Source organism: Rhodoferax sp. (assembly GCF_010365055.1).
Classification (GTDB): Bacteria; Pseudomonadota; Gammaproteobacteria; order Burkholderiales; family Burkholderiaceae_C; genus Rhodoferax.
The window spans coordinates 1-19798 of record NZ_JAAFHA010000079.1; the positions used below are offsets into that span (position 1 = coordinate 1).

Annotated in this window: 15 protein-coding genes and 2 pseudogenes; 11 read left to right on the top strand and 6 right to left on the bottom strand. The window is 59.3% G+C overall.

Annotated elements, in window-relative coordinates; all coding sequences use genetic code 11:
• A pseudogene (locus tag GZ093_RS15570) lies at positions 1-347 on the top strand (hypothetical protein); the annotation flags it as partial.
• Positions 348-647: 300 nt separating this feature from the next.
• Positions 648-3038, top strand: a complete 2391-nt coding sequence (locus GZ093_RS15575; RefSeq protein WP_296487522.1) for a YgiQ family radical SAM protein — start codon at positions 648-650, stop codon at positions 3036-3038.
• Between the two features lie 23 nt (positions 3039-3061).
• Here GZ093_RS15575 and GZ093_RS15580 read toward each other — a convergent pair whose 3' ends face one another.
• Together GZ093_RS15580 and ompR are read right to left on the bottom strand one after the other, a co-directional pair.
• On the bottom strand, positions 3062-4429 hold the full coding sequence (locus GZ093_RS15580) for a sensor histidine kinase (RefSeq protein ID WP_296487577.1): 1368 nt from the start codon (positions 4427-4429) through the stop codon (positions 3062-3064).
• A gap of 59 nt (positions 4430-4488) precedes the next feature.
• The gene (ompR, locus tag GZ093_RS15585; RefSeq protein WP_296487525.1) at positions 4489-5220 is read right to left on the bottom strand and encodes a two-component system response regulator OmpR; all 732 of its coding nucleotides are present in this window, start codon (positions 5218-5220) and stop codon (positions 4489-4491) included.
• 166 nt (positions 5221-5386) lie between these two features.
• Here ompR and GZ093_RS15590 point away from each other — a divergent pair, with 166 nt between their 5' ends.
• Positions 5387-5698, top strand: coding sequence for a hypothetical protein (locus GZ093_RS15590; RefSeq protein WP_296487528.1), 312 nt, complete (start codon positions 5387-5389; stop codon positions 5696-5698).
• A 62-nt stretch (positions 5699-5760) separates the two neighbouring features.
• On the top strand, positions 5761-6468 hold the full coding sequence (locus GZ093_RS15595; protein WP_296487532.1) for an SIMPL domain-containing protein: 708 nt from the start codon (positions 5761-5763) through the stop codon (positions 6466-6468).
• 42 nt (positions 6469-6510) lie between these two features.
• Here the strand turns inward: GZ093_RS15595 and GZ093_RS15600 are convergent, their stop codons facing one another.
• Positions 6511-7665 (bottom strand): iron-containing alcohol dehydrogenase, encoded by a 1155-nt coding sequence (locus GZ093_RS15600; protein WP_296487534.1) that lies wholly within the window; start codon positions 7663-7665, stop codon positions 6511-6513.
• Between the two features lie 308 nt (positions 7666-7973).
• Here GZ093_RS15600 and GZ093_RS15605 point away from each other — a divergent pair, with 308 nt between their 5' ends.
• Positions 7974-10442 (top strand): serine/threonine protein kinase, encoded by a 2469-nt coding sequence (locus GZ093_RS15605; RefSeq protein ID WP_296487537.1) that lies wholly within the window; start codon positions 7974-7976, stop codon positions 10440-10442.
• A gap of 425 nt (positions 10443-10867) precedes the next feature.
• Here the strand turns inward: GZ093_RS15605 and GZ093_RS15610 are convergent, their stop codons facing one another.
• From GZ093_RS15610 to GZ093_RS15620, 3 genes and pseudogenes are all read right to left on the bottom strand, one after another.
• Positions 10868-11731 carry a neutral zinc metallopeptidase gene (locus GZ093_RS15610; RefSeq protein ID WP_296487539.1) on the bottom strand — a complete coding sequence of 288 codons (864 nt, stop codon included), beginning with the start codon at positions 11729-11731 and terminating at the stop codon, positions 10868-10870.
• A gap of 95 nt (positions 11732-11826) precedes the next feature.
• On the bottom strand, positions 11827-12072 hold the full coding sequence (locus GZ093_RS15615; RefSeq protein ID WP_296487542.1) for a hypothetical protein: 246 nt from the start codon (positions 12070-12072) through the stop codon (positions 11827-11829).
• Between the two features lie 605 nt (positions 12073-12677).
• Positions 12678-12824, bottom strand: a pseudogene (locus tag GZ093_RS15620) (IS630 family transposase); the annotation flags it as partial.
• Positions 12825-13542: 718 nt separating this feature from the next.
• Between GZ093_RS15620 and GZ093_RS15625 the strand changes: the two are divergent.
• From GZ093_RS15625 to GZ093_RS15650, 6 genes are all read left to right on the top strand, one after another.
• A complete protein-coding gene (locus GZ093_RS15625) occupies positions 13543-14046 on the top strand; it encodes a hypothetical protein (RefSeq protein WP_296487544.1) in 504 nt (167 codons plus the stop codon).
• Between the two features lie 101 nt (positions 14047-14147).
• Complete coding sequence (locus GZ093_RS15630) at positions 14148-14729, top strand: hypothetical protein (protein WP_296487547.1); 582 nt, start codon at positions 14148-14150, stop codon at positions 14727-14729.
• On the top strand, positions 14722-16212 hold the full coding sequence (locus tag GZ093_RS15635) for an ATPase domain-containing protein (protein WP_296487549.1): 1491 nt from the start codon (positions 14722-14724) through the stop codon (positions 16210-16212). Before GZ093_RS15630 ends, GZ093_RS15635 begins: the two co-directional genes overlap by 8 nt.
• Before the next feature lie 80 nt (positions 16213-16292).
• Complete coding sequence (locus GZ093_RS15640) at positions 16293-17291, top strand: ATP-binding protein (protein WP_363260914.1); 999 nt, start codon at positions 16293-16295, stop codon at positions 17289-17291.
• Positions 17288-18994 carry an EAL domain-containing protein gene (locus tag GZ093_RS15645; protein WP_296487551.1) on the top strand — a complete coding sequence of 569 codons (1707 nt, stop codon included), beginning with the start codon at positions 17288-17290 and terminating at the stop codon, positions 18992-18994. The genes GZ093_RS15640 and GZ093_RS15645 overlap by 4 nt, the downstream gene beginning before the upstream one ends.
• A 226-nt stretch (positions 18995-19220) precedes the next feature.
• Positions 19221-19664 (top strand): PRC-barrel domain-containing protein, encoded by a 444-nt coding sequence (locus tag GZ093_RS15650; RefSeq protein WP_296487554.1) that lies wholly within the window; start codon positions 19221-19223, stop codon positions 19662-19664.
• The last annotated feature ends 134 nt before the right edge of the window (positions 19665-19798 follow it).

A 19798-nucleotide genomic window follows, 5' to 3' on the forward strand; every position in this document is an offset into this window, starting at 1 on the left:
CAGCGCTCACCGTCGTGCCAAAGCCGCAAGCCAGCCCTGTCGAGGTGGTGGAGAAAAACAGCAACTTCAAGAACGTCGCCCTGTTCCTGGCAGCACCGTTCATTGGCTTGGCCTATGCCGTATTGCTGCCTTTGGTTGGTCTGGCCATGTTGGCGTGGATAGGTGGCAACGCGCTGCTTCAAACGCAAGCCGGAAAAAATGCGCCGGCCTATCTGAAGAACGTGGTTCTGTTCGCTTTTGCCCCGTTTATTGGCTTGGCCTACGCTGTCATGCTGCCCTTGGTCGGAATGGTCATGTTGGTCTGGGTTGGTGCGAAGGCCTTGATGGCAACAAAGCAAGCGACCTAAACGAGTACTCAGACCCGATACGGGTCATTCAAAGCGCCCTGCGTCATGGACTTGGGGCGCTTTTTTTTGGCGCGTTCGGCAGGGCGCAAATCATCGGAGGTGAATGTCCGCCGCGGCCTCGATCAGGTCTGCAATTGAGCAGCAAGGGATGTCCGATGTGCAGGGGGGTCCATCAGCGAAGGTACGCGACCAAATTCTTGCTTGAGCGCCGACGTTCAGCACTCGCCGTTAGTACCCATGCCGGTCGCACTGATGGGCGCCAAACCGTACACTCGGACCCTTCCCATCGTTTGAGTTTTCATGAACGCCCCCGTTGACGTCTCTTTCTTCCCGCGTGCCGCCAAGCCACTGACCAGCTACCGAAAGTTCTGGGCGGCGCGCTTTGGCACGGCCAAATTCCTGCCGATGAGCCGCGAGGAAATGAACCAACTGGGCTGGGACAGCTGCGATGTCATCCTCGTGACGGGCGACGCGTACGTGGATCACCCCAGCTTTGGCATGGCGGTGATCGGCCGCGTGCTCGAAGCCCAGGGCTTCAGGGTGGGCATCATCGCGCAGCCGGACTGGCAGAGCGCTGAGCCGTTCAAGGCATTGGGCAAGCCCAATCTGTTTTGGGGCGTGACGGCGGGCAACATGGATTCCATGATCAACCGCTACACGGCGGACCGCAAAATCCGCAGTGACGACGCCTACACCCCCGGCGACGTCGGCGGCAAGCGGCCGGACCGCGCGGCGATTGTCTACAGCCAGCGCTGCCGCGAGGCGTTCAAGGACGTGCCGATCGTGCTGGGCGGCATTGAAGGCAGTTTGCGCCGCATCGCCCACTATGACTATTGGTCTGACAAGGTACGCCGCTCGATCGTGGTGGATGCCAAGTGTGACGTGCTGCTGTACGGCAACGCCGAGCGCGCGCTGGTCGAGATTGCGCACCGTTTGGCCGCGCGCGAGCCGGTCGAGAAAATAACCGATGTGCGCGGTACCGCCTTCGTGCGTCGCCCAGACGACGCCTCTCGCACCGGCTGGTTTGAGATTGATTCCACCAGCGTCGACGAACCGGGCCGGGTCGAGTCGCAGGTCAACCCCTACATGACGACCTCGGAGCAGGCGGCGGGGCAGGGCAGCACCTGCGCCAAAGAAGATGGGAACAAGGAAGCTACTAAAACGATAGCTACTGACGCTTATTCCACGCGGGCTGCGGGCCAATTTGGCTTAAAAAATGAAGCCAATCCGCTGATTCGGCCGCTCACTTTCGTACCGAATCCGAACTTGCCAACCGGCCTTGGCAAGCTCAAAGTGCCGCCGCGGGACCGTTCGGTGATCCGCTTGCCCAGTTACGAGCAAGTCAAAAGCGACCCGGTGCTGTATGCCCACGCCAACCGCGTGCTGCACCTGGAAACCAACCCCGGCAACGCCCGTGCGCTGGTGCAGGCGCACGGCGAAGGCGTGACCGCGCGCGACGTCTGGATCACGCCGCCGCCGATTCCCTTGACCACCGCCGAGATGGATTTTGTCTTTGACCTGCCGTATGCGCGCAGCCCGCACCCGAGCTATGCGGACGAAGGCGGCAGCCATGACGGCGCCACCAAGATCCCGGCCTGGGAGATGATTCGCTTTTCCATCAACATCATGCGCGGCTGCTTTGGCGGCTGCACCTTTTGCAGCATCACCGAGCATGAGGGCCGCATCATCCAGAGCCGCTCGGAAGAGTCGGTGATTCGCGAGATTGAAGACGTGCGTGACAAGGTGAAGGGCTTTACCGGCACGATTTCCGACCTGGGCGGCCCCACGGCCAACATGTACCGGCTCGGCTGCAAGAGCCCCGAGATCGAGGCCGCCTGTCGCAAGCCCAGCTGCGTTTACCCCGGCATTTGCCAAAACCTGGGCACCAGCCACGATCCGTTGATCCAGATCTACCGCCGCGGCCGAGCGCTCAAGGGCATCAAGAAGATCCTGATTGGCTCCGGCGTGCGTTACGACCTGGCGGTGCAAAGCCCGGAGTATGTGAAGGAGTTGGTGCAGCACCACGTCGGCGGTTACCTCAAGATTGCGCCTGAGCACACTGAGTCGGGGCCGCTGACCAAGATGATGAAGCCCGGCATCGGCACCTATGACAAGTTCAAGACGCTGTTTGACAAGTTCACTGCGGAAGCCGGCAAGAAGCAGTTTTTGATTCCCTATTTCATCGCAGCCCACCCCGGCACCAGTGACGAAGACATGATGAACCTGGCACTGTGGCTGAAGAAAAACGGCTTTCGCGCCGACCAGGTGCAGACCTTCTACCCCAGCCCGATGGCGACTGCCACGGCGATGTACCACAGCAACAAGAACCCGCTGCGCAAGGTCACGCGCGACAGCGAAACGGTCGACATCGTGCGGGGTGAAAAACGCCGGCGTCTGCACAAGGCATTCTTGCGCTACCACGACGCCAACAACTGGCCGCTGCTGCGTGACGCGCTTAAAAGCATGGGCCGCGCAGACCTGATCGGCAATGGCAAGCATCATTTGATTCCGACCTTTCAGCCGCTCACCGACAGCAGCTACACGAGTGCGCGGCGCAAGAATTCAACCGCAGCGACCGCGCCCGCCAGCAAAGTGCAGTCCGGGCGCCTGCTGACCCAGCACACCGGTTTGCCCCCGCGCGATACGGGCGCAGGGCGTTTGGGTGGCAACGCCGCCCGCAAAGCACGCTAGCGATCATGTGTGAGGCGCCGTGCTCAGGTCTTGGGCGCGCGTTGCAGCTTGATATTGGCCGCCAGACCGCCTGAGGCAGCGTTGGTCAAGATAAACGTGCCACCCATGCGTGTTATTGTCTTCTCGACAATCGCCAGCCCCAGCCCGGCGCCGTTGGCGGCGGTGCGGGCGCCTTCGCCTCGGTAAAACGGTGTCGTCAGGGTGGTCAGCTGCTCTTCGGAGACGCCGTTGCCGTGATCCCGAAGCCGCAATAGCACCCATTGATCGCGCGCCTTGGCGACGATGTCAACCAGCGCCACGCCGGTTGACGCCGACTTGCCATAGCGGGCGGCATTTTCCAGCAGATTGGTGACCACGCGGCCCAGTTCGACCGCATCAGCCAGTACATCCAGGTCGTCCGGCATATCCAGGTTGATGCGCATATCGGTGCGATGGCGCGTGCTGTACAGGCAGGTGTCGAACACCCCGCGCAGTGAGACCGGGGTCAAGTTGACGTTGCCAGGGCGGGCGTAATCGAGAAACTTGCCGATGATCGCGTCCAGCTGCGCAATGTCAGCAGACATATTGGCCTGCGCCTCGACATCGACCACACTCAATTCGGTTTCCAATCGCAGACGCGCCAGCGGCGTGCGCAGATCGTGTGAGATGCCGGCCAGCATGATGGCGCGGTCTTGCTCAATTTTGGCCAGCATCTGCGTCATGCGGTTAAAGCCGATGTTGACGGCCCGGATCTCGCTGGTGGCCACGCCTTCGTCCAGTGAACTGGCCTCGAAATCGCCCTCGCGCACCCGGCTGGCGGCAAATGACAATTGCTTGAGGGGCCGGTTGATCAGGCGCGCAATCAGGGCGGCACCGGCGAGCGACAGGGCGCCGGCCGTTAGCAACCAGATCAACCAGGTGCGTCCAGTGGTGCGGTTAAAGCGGGCACGATCAGTCAGCATCCAGTAGTGGTCCTCGTCAATCGTGAAGCCGACCCAGAGACCCTCTTCCTTGTTGACGCTGTTGGCCACCACGGTGCCTGGTCCGAGTTTTGACTGCAGTTCTCGCGCAATGCGCTGGCCCAGCGCATCGGTGTCAAAAGGTTCGAAAATGTCACCAGGTTCGCGCGGCACAATGCGCACGCCTTCCTGCTCCTTCATGGTCTTGATCAAAGACACGCGGTTGATGGCGTCCGAGTGAATCAGCGCGGCGCGGCTCAAATTGACCAGCGATGCAATTTGCTGCGCTGTCTGGATGGCGCGCGGCTCAAACTCAAGCGCCCGCAGCGTTTGCAGCCAGGCCAGAATGCTGCCAATCAGCAGCAGGGCCAACAGAAAGAAGGTGCGCCAGAACAGACTCAAGGGCACCCGAGAGCGCGTTCGGCGCTCTGCCGGGCTGCCCTCCAGCGGCATCAGGCCACTGTTGTCGGGGGGCGTGGCGGTCGCGTCAGCCAAGGTGTTCGCGAAGGGATTCACGCTGCGCCATCAGGGACAAAAACATACCCCACACCCCAGACGGTCTGGATGTAGCGTGGCGCGGTGGCGTCCACTTCGATCAACTTGCGCAAGCGCGACACCTGCACGTCCAGACTGCGGTCAAAGGGCTCGAACTCGCGGCCACGCGCCAATTGCGCCAATTTTTCGCGCGACAGCGGCTGGCGCGGATGGCGTACCAGCGCCTTCAGCATGGCGAATTCGCCAGTGGTCAGCGGCTGGTCTTCGTCATCTTTGCGCAGCGTGCGGGCACCCAGGTCAAAAGTAAACGGCCCAAAAGTCACGACCACGTTGTCACTGGCGGGCGAGCCGGGCGCCTCCTGCGTCGGGCGTCGGCGCAGCACGGCGTGGATGCGCGCCAGCAGTTCGCGCGGATTGAAAGGCTTGCCCAGGTAGTCGTCGGCGCCCACCTCCAGCCCAACGATGCGGTCGACGTCTTCGCCTTTGGCGGTCAACATGATGATGGGCGTGCGGTCATTGGCCGCGCGCAGGCGCCGGCAAATCGACAGGCCGTCTTCGCCCGGCATCATCAGGTCCAGCACGATCAGGTCCACGGGTTCACGCAGCAGCAGGCGGGTGAGCGATTTGCCGTCTTCGGCCTGCAACACGTCAAACCCCTCTTGTGTCAGGTAACGGCGCAACAGGTCGCGGATGCGGACATCGTCATCGCATATCAATATTTTGTCGTTGCGGTTGGGGATCTGGCTCATCTTGGCCTCCTTGAATATGTAACAAAGCCGATTTTGCAGGCTTGGCCGCGCAAATCAGGGAATTGTGGATCAACATTGACACGCTGTTACAAATGTTGCCTGGGCGGGCGTGGCGCTTGTCAAACAAGGTCTACCCGGCCAGCTGAATTGGCGTTATGGTTGATCTATGAAACGTTTTCATTTCTTTTTCCTGTTTCTGTCCGTCGTTGCCGTGGGGGCCTGGGCGCAGACTGCTGCACCCAGGCGAGAAGCGGCGGCCGAACAGCTGCCACCCGATTTGCGCCGTTCCGAATTGCGCGAGACGCTGAAGAAGATGCAAATGTCTCAGTCTCAGCAGAATGGCCCCGTGGTCGACGCAGAGACCCTTGAGCCACGCAGAACCTATGATCGACATTTGTCAGCGCAGGAGCGTGCCGATCTGCGCGAGCAGTTGCGCCAGCTGAGCGCTGATGGCCTGCTCAATGTGACCGCCAAGTAGAACTGCTTCATCCTCAGGGGGCTGTCAGTCCGCGTTGTGTCGATTATCCTGAAGGAATAGGTTTGAAATATACTATTAAATTAATAGCTGCTTGCGCACTATTGACGGGGGCTGGCGGACTATTTGCTCAACAGTACGTGCAGCCTGCGGTACAGAATGTGGTGCAGCTCTCGGCCACCGGTTCGATCGAGGTGCCGCAAGACCTGTTGTCAATTGCCATGAGCACGACCCGCGATGGCAGTGACGCCAGTGCGGTGCAAGGCCAGCTCAAGAGCGCGCTTGATGCCGCCCTGGCCGAGGCCAAGAAGACGGCACAGCTGGGCCAGCTTGATGTACGTACTGGCAACTTCAGTCTCTATCCCCGTTATGGCCGTGATGGCAAGCCGATCGGCTGGCAGGGCACCGCCGAGCTGATTCTGGAAGGGCGCGACGTCGCCCGCATCAGCAGCGCCGCCGGCAAAATACAGACCTTGACCGTGAGTAATGTCAGCTTCAGTCTGAGCCGTGAGCAGCGCACACGGGTCGAGTCTGAGGCGCAAGGCATTGCCATTGAACGCTTCAAAGCCCGCGCCGGCGACATTTCGCGTGCTTTCGGTTTTACGGGCTACACCCTGCGCGAAGTCAACGTCAGCGCCAATGACCAGGGCTACAGCCCGCGACCCCGGATGATGGCCATGGAGGCCAAGACCGTGGCAGACGCGTCGGTGCCGGTGGAAGCAGGCAAGACCGCCGTGCTGGTGACGGTCTCGGGGTCGGTGCAACTTAAGTAAGTCGCCTGGCGCGCGTCCTGCCGCATTTGCACCCGACACCGGTTAGAAGGCGGCTTGGTAAATGGCAAGCGCGTCTTCGTAGGCAACATCGCGGGGGTTGTTCACCAGCAGGCGCTGGACGTTCATGGCGTCGCGCGCCAGCACCGGCAGATCGTCTTGCTTGACGCCGGCATCACGCAGTCTCTGGGCATAGGGCATGGCCGCCACGCGTGCACTGATGGCAGCAACGAAGGCCGCCGCGGCTTCGCGATCCGCCGCACCACGCTGGTCCGGCAGAATAGCGCGGCCCAATTCAGCGTAGAGGCCTTCAGCCGCTGCAAGATTGAATTTCAACACCGCCACGAAAACCAGAGAATTTGTCAAGCCATGCGGCAGGCCATAGTGGCCCCCGAGCGGGTAGGCCAGAGCGTGTACAGCGCCAACCGGGGCGTTCGCAAAGGCCATGCCCGCGAACAGCGAGCCGAGCAACATGTTCTCGCGCACGGTCGCATCCGTGCCGTCGTTCACTGCCGCTGGCAGATTGGCGTAAAGCAGCTGCAGTGCCTTGATTGCGAGCGCGTCAGAGAGTGGGTTCTTCTTTAGCCTGGTGGTGAAGGATTCGATCGCATGCACCATGGCATCAATGCCGGTCATGGCCGTCACCGTGGGGGGCAGACCCAAGGTCAGGCGGCTGTCAAGCAGCGCCACGTCTGGGTAGAGTAGCGGCGAGACCACGCCCTTTTTTTCGTGGTTGGGCGTCGTGAGTATGGAAATCGGTGTGACCTCGGAACCGGTGCCCGCCGTGGTCGGCACCTGAATCAGTGGCAGGCGCGGGCCGCGCGCCAGGCCAATGCCGTAGATGTCTGGCAACGCCTGCGCCGTGCGCGCCAGCAGGGCGACGAGTTTTGCTGTGTCCATAGAGCTGCCCCCGCCGAAGCCAACGACACCGTCGGCACCAGCCGCACGCGCGGCCTCGACCGCTGCCTGCACGCTGAGCTCGGGTGGGTCGGCCAGCACGTCGGAAAACACCGTTGCCGCGACGCCAGCGGCCGCCAACGAGGCCAGGGCACCGTCGAGCAATTTGGCCTTGATCAAGCCCACGTCGGTGACCAGAAAGAGTCGGGAGATGCCCAGACCTTTGGCGATCTCGCCCAGACGATTGGCCCCGTCCTGTTCACAAATGATCTTGGGGGCGGTTTCAAAGCTGAATTGGGACATGAAGAATCCTTTCAAAAAAATGTATTGTTGTGGCCAGTCGAGCGTAACCACGTCACGTTCGCTGCGATAGACCAGGCCGCCCGGGTGGGCGGGCGTTGTGGCGGTGATTTGATCCGCAGAGAACGACTGACAGCCTAGCATCCCAACCTGGATCCGGCAGTCAATTACACGACACGCTGCCGACCGGACATCAAGATCAGCCGGGCGGCCCGTCTGGCGCCTGGCAGCTGGGGCACCAGGCGATGGCGTCAGTGTCATACTTGCTCAGTCCCGAGCTAATTTTTCATATTTCTTCTGTTCATTGATCCATGGCTGATTTTTCACCGCTGAAGACCATCAGAAAGCTGGCATCCGGCCAATCTGCGTCAGCGCAACCCGCCACGCTGGGGCGGTTTGAGCTGCGCCGCATCCTGGGTCACGGCGCGCAATCAATGGTCTGGCTGGCGTTTGATCCCCGCCTGGAGCGTGAGGTGGCGATCAAGCTCATGAAGATTGGGGCCGGCTCGGATGCGTCGGCCGTGGCCCAGTGGCTGCAGGAGGCACGCAGCGTCAGCCGCTTGACGCACCCGAACATCGTGCCGGTCTTTGAGGCCGATGTACAGGATCAGCAGCCCTACCTGGTGTTCGAGTATGTGCCGGGGCAAACATTGGCGGCCCGGCTGGCCCAGCGCGGTGCCTTGCTGCCAGCCGAGGCGGTGACGCTGATGCTGAGCGTGCTGGACGCCTTGGTCGCCGCTCATGCCGCTGGGGTGGTGCACCGCGATTTGAAGCCGTCCAATATCTTGATCGACTCAAGCGGCAGGGCCCGTGTCATGGACTTTGGCATTGCCGCGCGCATCGAGGAGGCGGGTGCGAGCAGCACGGCGGTGCCGATGGGCGGCACGCCGGGTTATATGTCGCCCGAGGCGGCGCAAAACCTGCCGCCTACGCCTTCGATGGATGTTTTTTCTGCGGGGATGGTGCTGGCCGAAATGCTCTCGGGCCAGCCGCTCAACGCGGAGCGCGATCCCTATCGGGCCATTTACCGGGTGCTGCACGAGCAGTTCACGCTGCCGCCCGACGTGAGCGCGGACGTTGACGACCAGCTGCGTGCGGTGCTCATGCGCGCGCTGGCGCGTGATTCCTTGCAGCGCCACCCCAGCGCGCAGGTGTTTCGTGACGAGTTGGCCAACTGGTCGGGCCTGGCAGCCGCCAAAACCGGACACGGCGCAGGCGCTGCCAGCAGCAACAGCACGCTGGAGTTTCTGCTGCGGCGCATGCGACACAAGAGCGATTTTCCGGCGCTGTCGGATGCGGTGCTGCGCATCCAGAGCATGGCAAGTTCCGACAAAGAGAGCATCAACAGTGTCACCAACGAAATCCTGAAGGACGTGGCCCTGACCAACAAATTGCTGCGCCTGGTCAACAGCGCGCATTACGCCCGCGGCAGCAGCATCGGCACGGTGTCGCGGGCGGTCAGTCTGGTGGGTTTCAACGGCATTCGCAACCTGGCCCTTAGCCTGGTGCTGTTGGAGCACATGCAGGACAAGGCCCATGCGCACGTGCTGAAAGAAGAATTCTTGCGCTCCCTGATGGCGGGCTCCATTGCCAGTGAGCTTTGGCCGGGGACGCAGGGCACCGAAGAAGCCTTTCTTGCCGCCATGTTTCATAACCTGGGGCGCTTGCTGGCCGCGTTTTATTTCCCGGAAGAAGCGCGCACCATACGCGGCCTCACGCAAACCGGCCAGCCGCCAGTGAGTGAGGCGACGGCGGCCATCAGCGTGCTGGGCTTGAGTTTTGAGGCGCTGGGTGTCGGCGTGGCCAAAGCCTGGGGTTTGCCCGAGGACCTGCAGCGCTGCATGCAAAAACCCAGCGGCGAGCCACCCACGCGCGCGCCGGCGGCTGGGGTGGAACGGCAGCGTTGGACGGCCCTGGCCGCCAATGACATGGCCGACGTGATGCTGCACGCCGATCCCCAGGCGGTGGGTGAGCAGCTGGCGCAGCTCGGCAAGCGCTATGTCAAGGCGCTGGGGGTGAGCAGCAGCGAGGTGCAGCTGGCCACAACCGTGGCACGCAAGAAGCTGATCGAGATGGCCAGCGTCATGGAGATCAAGGTGCTGCCCGGCTCGAGCGCCGCCAAACTGTTGAAGCCACCGGCAGAGCCTGATGGCCCACCCCAGCACTCAGGCGATGAAGCGCCTGATTCGCTGTATCCGATGGCGTTGCAAGCCACCTCGTCCGTCCCCCTGCAAGCGAATGAAGTGGCGCCGCGCGACACCCAGCACGTGGCGCAGATCCTGGCGGGGGGCATTCAGGACATCACCAACACGCTGGTGGAGGATTTCAACCTGAGTGACGTGTTGCGCATGATCCTGGAAACCATGTTCCGGGCGATGGACTTTCAGCGCATCATCTTCTGCATGCGTGACCCCAAAGCCGAGACGCTGACCGGCCGCTTTGGTTTGGGCCAGGGCGTCGAGCATCTGGCCAAACGATTCAACGTGGCGCTCAACGCCACGCCGCCCGATCTGTTTGCGGTGGTGTGTAGCAAGGGCATTGACACCATGATCCGAGACGCCAGCGAAGCGACCATCATCGCCCGTCTGCCAGCTTGGTATCGTGAACTGTTCAATGCGCCGACTTTCTTGCTGCTGCCGGTAAACATCAAGGGCCGACCCTTTGGCCTGATCTATGCCGACAAAGCCAACAAGGGTGGGCTGGTGCTCGATGAGAAAGAGTTGGCCTTGCTCAGAACACTGCGCAATCAGGCCATCATGGCGTTCAAGCAGTCGGCCTGAATCATTGGGGTGGTAACGCGTATCCCATTCTGCAAGATAATCTGTTGCCAGGTGATGAGACGTAGTGGAGCAAAGTCAAACGAGTGAGGGCGCCCATGTCGAATTTATTCAGGAACTCAAAAGCTGCAATGACCAGACCAACGCAAGTAGAAGTGGTCGACCAGACTACCTCCACAACCAAGGAGCGGCGACTGATACCTCGGCATCTCCCACTGCCTGAAGTGGTTGAAGGCAACCAGGAGGCTGATTGGTCTTTGTGGCAAGACTCCGTTGAGTTTCATGACAGCCAGATGCAAGCGGCATGGCCGGTCACAGAACCCGGCCAATTGCAGGGAGCCACGCCCGGCACAGAGCTAGACGCCATTGACGCCTTTGCCTCGGTTCACAAAAACTCCGCATAGCCATCGGTCAAGATTATTCTGCGGTCATAAGTTTCGGGCGCTGAAGGTGTCGCAGCCCTTGATATTGCCGTTGCTGAGACCCGCATCGAACCAACGCTGGCGCTGAGCACTCGTGCCGTGGGTAAAGCTCTCGGGCACCACGGCGCCACCGCCGGAACGCTGCAAGGCGTCGTCGCCAATTTTGGCCGCCGCGTTCATGGCTTCTTCCACGTCGCCTTGCTCCAGAATCTGGCGCGCGGTTTGCGCATGGTTGGCCCAGACGCCGGCAAAGCAGTCGGCCTGCAGCTCCAGCTTCACGCTCAAGGTGTTGTAGTCGGCCGTGCTGACGCGTCCGCGCATCTGGTCCATCTTGGCACTGATGCCGAGCAGGTTTTGCACATGGTGGCCCACCTCGTGGGCAATGACATAGGCCTGCGCAAAATCACCGGGCGCACCAAGCTGGTTTTTCAGGGTCTCGTAAAAGCCGAGATCGATGTACACCTTTTGGTCGCCGGGGCAGTAAAAAGGCCCCATTGCCGCCTGTCCCTGCCCGCAGGCCGTTTGCGTCGCACCGCGAAACAGCACCAGCTTCGGTTCCTGGTAGGTGCCGCCGCTCTGGGCGAACACGTTTTTCCAGACGTCCTCGGTATCCGCCAGCACCGTGGACACAAAGGAGGCCATGCGGTCGTCAGCGGGTGGCCTTTGTGCTGGCGCCTGCGCCTCCTGGGCCGTGGGCGAGCCGCCGCCGCTCAACAGGCTCAGGATGGTGAGCGGGCTGATGCCAAAAATCCAGCTGCCCAGCAGCGCCACCACGATGGTGCCAATGCCGATGCTGCGCCCGCCCAGCAGGCCGCCCCCGCTGCGCCGGTCTTCGACGTTGTCAGATTGGCGATTGCCTTCCCATTTCATGATGACTCCGATGACAAATAGTTGAGTTGAGTGCCAGGTGATCTGCGCTGGGCGAAGGAGTGCGGCACTGATATGCACCACCAAACGTATCAAGGTCAAAGACCCCAAATATCACTTTTTCGTGTTAATTTTGGAAATGCAAGGCTATGGTCGGAGTCAAGATCGTTGAGAGCACGCGCAATATCCATCGGGAATCCCTGTCTCGTCGCTCCTCTTTTGTTTTGTTGCAGGTCATCCATCAATGCAACGAATTCTGGATGGCCCCAAAATAGTTGGAGCTTCTTCCCAATATGGGGGTAAGCCGCATTGATAAGTTTGAAATTGTCATTGTCGTCAATCATCTGAACTCCTCTGACAAGCGATGGAATATTGTGTACCCATTTTGCCCCTCCTGATCTGTAAAAAAATTACTATCTGAACGAGCGCGCGGCAGGGACGGCGACTGCGAATTCTCGTCGATTCGGGCCGCCTCGAGCCGGCTGGTCAGCGTGCGCGTGGCGTTGGTCCACCGTGTGGACCCATAAGCACAGAGGTCAACGGCAGCGGCTACCAGCAACCATAAAAGCAGTCCGAGCCATACTTGCCATGTCGTTTGAATTCCTTTGTTCTTGACCATTTATCCCACTATCCGCTCTTGTCAGTGCCTGGTCTGTTCGCTTGCGAACGGAGCCTTACCCGGGCCGTCGGCGCCAGAGGGTCTCTTCCCTGAAGGACTGCAACTGACGGCGAGTAGGCTTGATGGCATGCTGGTCCGTATACATTTTCCCCGGGCCAGCAGCTTAGTCCCTTAATCACTTCAATGTACGAAAAGCAATGAGTTTTCTGGCAAGATGGGCGTGTTACACATTTGACGAAAAGCACTATGTAGGAACAACAAATTCATCTGCATACAGTCACCAAACCGATTCAATGCTGGCAGCTTCCATTCGATGGTTCGCTATTCCTCGTTGCGGGCTTGCTGCCAGGTCGCAACCTCTGACGCCAGCACTTCGAGATTGGCAATGTGCCGATCCAGGCATTGGTGACTGAGGATGCCAATCTCGATTTCTGCCATGTTTAGCCAGCTCGCGTGCTTCGGGGTGTAGGGAAACTCCACGAGACGCAGAAGTTTGGCAGCTGCACGACTGCCCAGCACATCGAGGTCGATGTCGGCCTGCTCCATCACTTCGCGGGGAATTTGTAGCAATCGAAAAGATTTGGACATCTCGCCAGGGCAGGTGCCGTCCTTGCGCGCTGAGCTGAGCCGCAAATCTGCAATACCCGGGAGGGGCCGGACGGGTCAGCCCAGCGCTGTTGCGCCTCCAGGATGCGTTCCTTCGTGGCGATCCATTCGGTTGACAGGTCGTAGTCGGGATCGGCGTAACCCCGCCTGCCTTCTGCGTGAACGGGGCCTTGCGGCCCTCGGTGTAGGCCGCCCACGCAATCTCTTCAAGGCGTGCAATCGACTGATTTTCGGCGCGGTACGCTGGATCAATGTAGGAGTCGCGAAACCGCACACCGAACTCCGCTCGCTCAAGTGGGGCCGGTGCCTGGCCCTTGCGAATATCAATCACAGCCGACTCCGCCGAGCCACCTGGAAAAAAGGTAGGGGCGGATAAGTTTCATGGTGGCTCCTTACAGATGACAATTTGTAACAAGCAAACATAAATCGATGCCACATGCCGTCAACTCTAATGGGAGGATGACTAACTGAAGATTTTCTGGCCGTCTGTTCAGCTTCCAACATCGTGCGCGTGCCGGTCTGTGTTCGTAACCGCACAGACGAAAGATTGGGCGTCCCCTACGGTACGGGGTCAGATTTTGGAGACTTCATGCAAAACGTTCTTGCTCCCACCACGGGCTTATCGCTCGACGGATCACTGTTCAACCCTGCGCGTGCGGCAGGAAATTGGCACTATTCAGACGCGTCCCAGAACTGCACTGACGACCAATTCGTTGCGATGCTCAATGCCTACCGGGGCAGCGGCGGGCTCGTTCGCGAGGAGAATGTGCTCGCCATGTTCAGCCGCCGTTGTGGGCTCAATGCAGATACTCTTGCTAATTGGATCGCCGAGCGGGAAGTGATCGGATTCGAGTGGCAGTCGCGAACATGGCTTCCGATTTTTCAATTCAACCTGTTCAACATGACGCGGCCACCGGCGCTTGCGCAGGTCCTCGCGGAGTTGATCCCCGTCTACGACTCCTGGGAGTTGGCGAACTGGTTTGCGCAACCCAACCCGTGGCTCGCCGATCGCGTTCCGGCGGACGCGCTTGAACACGATCCATCAGCCGTGCTGCAGGCTGCGCGTGCAGACCGTTTCATTGCCAACAACTGAGTTTTTGTTCACGGCTTGTCAGGGTCAGAAAGAATGAAATGAGTTGCGCAAACGCAATTTTTCACCATAAGGAGAGTTCACAATCCGCCGGAAGTGGGGGAATGATGGAGAAACCATCGCTCCACCTGCCTTTTTCCGTCGGTGCGGAGCCAGCGAAGGTCAGACCCAAACGATATGTTTCGCCTGAGCAGTCAAACGCTCAAGTTCGGCTCGACAGTCCACCGAAGGGTTCAGAAACTTCACCGATTACTCATCTTTCTATGCAAACCAGTGATCTGCTGCGGCACCAGCTCATAAAAGGCCTGACGACACAGCGTCACGAAATGGGCACGGATGCCGCGGTCGACTTGTGGACGCAGATGGCGGCCCAACTCATTTTGATCATCGGGGCCGGTGGTTTCGATTCCCTGTACGCCAGGAGTGTGTTCCTGAGCCAGTCGACCTACTCGTGGCTGGCAGCCGGTTCAGGCCCCCCCCAGACCGATCACCGCTTTGCCGAACTGGAAAAAAGCCTTCAAGAACAGCCGCCGACGCTTGCTGGAGAGGCAAACTGTCTGCTGCTGATCACGTTCACCAACATTCTGGCCTCGATGATTGGCGAGCGCTTGACAACCCGTATTTTGAATTCGGCATGGGACATTGCCCCGCAAGACACAGCCGACAAGGAAGTAAAGAATGCCTAAAGTGAAGATACGTCGCCTTCAAACTGGCGTCCCGGGCTTGGACAACTTGCTGGGCGGGGGCCTGCCAGAATTCTCGTTCAACCTGATTGCGGGCACGCCGGGGAGCGGCAAGACAACGCTGGCGCACCAGATCATGTTTTCGCTGGCAAGCCCGACTAATCGGGCCTTGTTTTTCACGGTGCTGGGGGAGCCCGCCTTGAAGATGCTGCGTTATCAACAGCAGTTTTCGTTTTTTGATTTTGACAAAATCAGTACATCGATCCGCTTCGTCAACCTCTCAAGCGATCTGCTGGAGGGCGATTTTGACCGCGTCATGTCACGCATTGCCCAAGAGGTGAAAGATTTTTCGCCCAGTCTCGTTTTTGTTGATTCGTTTCGGTCCGTCGTCCAGGCCGGGAAAAAATTGGAACAGAGCGGCTCGGAGCTGCAGCGTTTCGTGCAGCAGCTCGGCATGCAGATGACAAGTTGGCAAGCAACCACCTTCTTGATGGGGGAGTATTTGTTGCCTGAAGCAGAATCAAGCCCGGTTTTTACGGTCGCGGACGGTATTGTGTGGCTTGCACAAAACATGCAGCGCAACTCCATGGTGCGCAAGATTCAGGTGGTCAAAATGCGCGGTCAAGCGCAGGTGCCTGGTTTGCACACGTTTCGTATCGACCAGGATGGCATTCGGGTGTTTCCGCGCGCGATTGTCAAAGATGGCACATGGGCTGCGTCAACCAGCAAGACATCCATTCAAGCGGCCCGGGTACCGATGGGCGTCCCAGGCCTGGACGAGATGTTGGGCGGTGGCCTGCCTGCTGGCTATTCAATGCTGGTGGTCGGGCCCTCTGGCTCCGGCAAGACCGTCTTGTCGACGGAGTATCTCGCCGAAGGTGTCCGTCGGGGCGAGCCCGGTGTGATTGCCGCGTTTGAGAAAAGCCCGAGTCAACTGCTTGGCAATCCCAAACTGTATTGGTTGGTCGAGGCGGGGCAAGTTGGGGTCATCGACACGCGCTCGCTGGATTTATCCATTGATGAGACCTTGCATAATTTGATCGAGATGATCAATCGAATGAAAGCCAAGCGCGTCGTCATTGACTCCCTGTCGGGCTTTGAGCTGGCACTGGCACCCGAGTTCAGCGAAGACTTCCGTGGCACGCTGTACCGGATGATTGCCGAGCTCACGAGCATGGGCGTGACCATCTTGATGACCTCCGAACTGGAAGACCGCTACACCGACTTGCGCTTCAGCCCCTATGGGAGTGCTTTTCTCGCGGATGCGATTGCCGTGCAACGCTATATCGAAATCGAAGGCCAATTCAAGCGCGCCATGTCGGTCATCAAAGTCCGCGGCAGTGCGCACAGCAAGGACATTCGGTTGTTTGACATTACGCAGGACGGCATCATCATCGGCGAGATCTTGTCGGAAATGACCGGCATCACGACCGGCAACCCCAGCGTCACTCCGGCGCCAAATGGATCAAATAAGGGCGGTCGGTAATGAACCGAACTGAGCATGTCAGCGCGCCTCAAACTGTTGACCCAGGGCAGCCGCACAGATCAAGCGAGCACAAGGATCGCTTGTCATCCGTTGGTGAAATAGATATCACGCGTGGGAAAAGCGCGGGCCTCGACGAGGCAGCCGCGGCATTAAGCGGCGAGCAGTGGTTCAGCGCGCGGGAAATTGCCGTGCAATTACGCGAAAAAGCCGCTGACTTGCGCGAGCGCGAGATTCAGGCCGCAGAAGAATTACAGGCTGCGTCTGACGAATATGTGCTGATGCTGCAGCAAGCGAATTCACGCCTGGTCGTTGCCACCCTTGAAGCGCAACAACTGGCCGAACGACTTGAAGCGGCTCAGGTTCAGCTGGAGAGCGCCAAATCCTTGGCGGAAAAATCCAACCTTGCCAAATCAGAGTTCCTCTCCAGCATGAGCCACGAGTTGCGCACGCCGCTCAACGCGATCCTCGGTTTCGCACAGTTGATCGAATCGGGCTCTCCCCCGCTAACACCTACCCAGAACGCGAACATCGCACAGATACTCCAGGCAGGTTGGTATCTGCTGAGCCTGGTCAACAAGATTCTTGATCTCGCGGTGATTGAATCCGGCAAACTACCGGTGTCGCGAGAGCCGGTGTTGCTGATCGATGTCATTCGCGAATGCCTGGCCATGGTCGAATCGAAGGCGAAAAAACACAATATCCATGTCACCTTGATCCCATTCGACAACAGCTGGTTTGTCATGGCCGATCCAACCCGGGTCAAGCAGGTACTGATCAATTTGCTGACCAATGCCATCAAATACAACCGTGAACATGGGACAGTGGAAGTAAGGTGCGCCGCGAGCAGCGCCGAACGCATGCGCATCAGCGTCAGAGACAGCGGTGTGGGATTGTCTGCGGAAAAACTGACGCATCTGTTTGAGCCGTTCAATCGGCTCGGGCAAGAGGCTGGCACCGAGGAAGGGACCGGCATTGGCCTCGTCGTATCCAAGCAACTGATCGAACTGATGGGCGGTGCCATCGGCGTGCAAAGCACGGTCGGCTTCTGGATCGAGTTGATGCGGGAGCTTGGGTCATGAACAAAGCTGACGAAGACAAGTTGCCAACCATCCTCGAAAATAATATCGCACGCAGGGAAAGCGCGGTCATTGACGATGAGGCGGCCGTACTAAGCCGCGAGAATCTGGCCTCGGCACGAGAAGATGCCGCGCAAATGCGGGAAGGTGTTGCCGACTTGCGTGAAGACGCTGCCCATCTGCGCGGGACAGCGGCGCAGGTGCGCGAAGGTGAAGCCCATGTCCGCGAAGGGGCGGTCACGTCACGCGAGCAGGGCATTCGTGCGGTAGAGTCAGAACAGGCGACGTCGGACGACCAGGTGCTGATGTTGCGGGAAGCAAACTCAAATCTGGTCATCGCGACGATGGAAGCACACAGACTGACCGAACAAGTCGAATCAGCAAAAGTTGAACTCGATCATTTGGCCCATCACGATGCACTCACCAGTCTGCCCAACCGAATGCTGATGCAGGACCGCCTTAGCCAGGCCATTGAAGTCGCGCGCCGTCAACGCAGGCAACTGGCGGTGATGTTCATGGACCTGGACGGCTTCAAGCACATCAACGATTCCCTGGGGCACGGCGTGGGTGACCAGTTGCTGCAGTCCGTGGCACAACGTCTGGTGGATTGTGTGCGTCACTCGGACACCGTCAGTCGCCAAGGCGGCGATGAATTTTTGCTGTTGCTGCCCTATATCGAACACGCCGATGACGCAGCGTTGTCAGCGCAAAAAATGCTGACTGCTTTGGCTGCGCCGCACCTCATTGATCGGATTGATATTCATATCAGCGCGAGCATCGGCATCAGCATTTTCCCCGACAATGGTCAGGATGCACAAACCCTGATCAAGTGCGCCGACACCGCGATGTACTACGCCAAGCAAAATGGGCGCAACAATTTCAAATTCTTTGAGCAGGATATGAATACTCGGGCGGTCCAGCGGCAATCGATTGAATCGAGCCTGCGTCAGGCACTGGAGCTGCAGGAATTTGTGTTGCATTACCAGCCAAAAGTAGACCTGCAAAGCGGCACCATTGTTGGCGCCGAGGCTCTCATCCGCTGGCAGCATCCGCAGCGCGGACTGCTGTCTCCAGTGGAGTTCGTTCCCATCGCCGAGGACAGTGGCCTGATCCGACCGATTGGCCGGTGGGTGCTGCGCGAAGCCTGTCGTCAGGTCCGAACCTGGCTGCAAGCGGGCTTGCCACCTATTACCGTGGCGGTGAACACCTCGGCGCTCGAATTGCGCGCCGAGGATTTTCTGGAGAATCTCCGCGCCATCCTTGAAGAGACGCAAATAGAGCCGCATTATCTGGAACTCGAACTGACCGAAAGCGTCCTCATGCGCAATGCAGAGTCGACCGGATCCTTGCTGCAGGCCATCGCCGACCTGGGCGTCAAGCTCGCGATCGATGACTTTGGCACCGGCTATTCCAGCCTCAGTTATCTGAGTCGGTTTCCGATCGATACGCTGAAGATCGACCAGTCGTTCGTCAACCGGATGAACGGGAACCCGGATGATGCCAATATCGTCAGCGCCGTGATCAGCATGGGTAAGAGCCTCGGGCAACGGGTCATTGCAGAAGGTGTGGAAACACCCGAGCAGCACGCCAGTCTTGTGGCCCTGCATTGCGACGAGGGGCAAGGCTACTATTTTGGTCGGCCGGTTCCCGCAGAAGCCCTTGCCACCTTGCTGCAAGCGGGTCTGTCCCTCTCCATTCCCCATTGATGACCCGGGCCGTTCGCCGGCCGCATCGCGGTTGGCATGATGTGCCCCGGCAACTGGTCATGTTGGCGCTGCTACCCCCGTAGGATTATTTGGCAGCCTCTCCGGCTGCCTGTGTGTTGCCGCACAGACGAGAGAGCGTTATGCGTCTATCTTTGGCACTGAGCATCGGACATCGGGTCCACTTCTCAGATCACTATTTGACACAAGCTATTTACTGGAGATTAACATGAACTATGAAGAACGCGACACCTATGGCATGTACAAAGGCAACCTCGTCGGAGGGTCTGGAGTAATTGTGCGGCAAGGGCCGGGGCCGGAGCTCATGGGGGCCGATACGCTGATAGGCAACGATGTCTATAACCTGAAGAATGAAGACCTTGGCGACATCAAAGAAATAATGCTCGATATGCGCACGGGTCGGGTCAGTTATGCGGTGTTATCTTTTGGTGGCTTCCTTGGAATGGGCGAGAAGCTGTTCGCCGTGCCATGGACCGCATTGAAGCTTGATACGCAGAACAAACGCTTCACACTCAACGTTGACAAGGAGCGCTTGGAAAGCGCCCCAGGATTCGACCAGGACAGTTGGCCCAATATGGCCGACCCTTCGTGGGAGAAGATCATCCATGATTACTATGGGACAAAACCGTACACAGGCGACGTTATCGTTTAGGTGATTGCTTAGCAAACGGTATGTGCAGTATGTCGAAGGTCTCGCGGTCAAGATTGGCGAGTCTCGGCGAGAGCTTTACATAGCAAAACATCGCCAGCCTGTGGTGATGGCGCTCAAGCCCAAGACAGAGATTG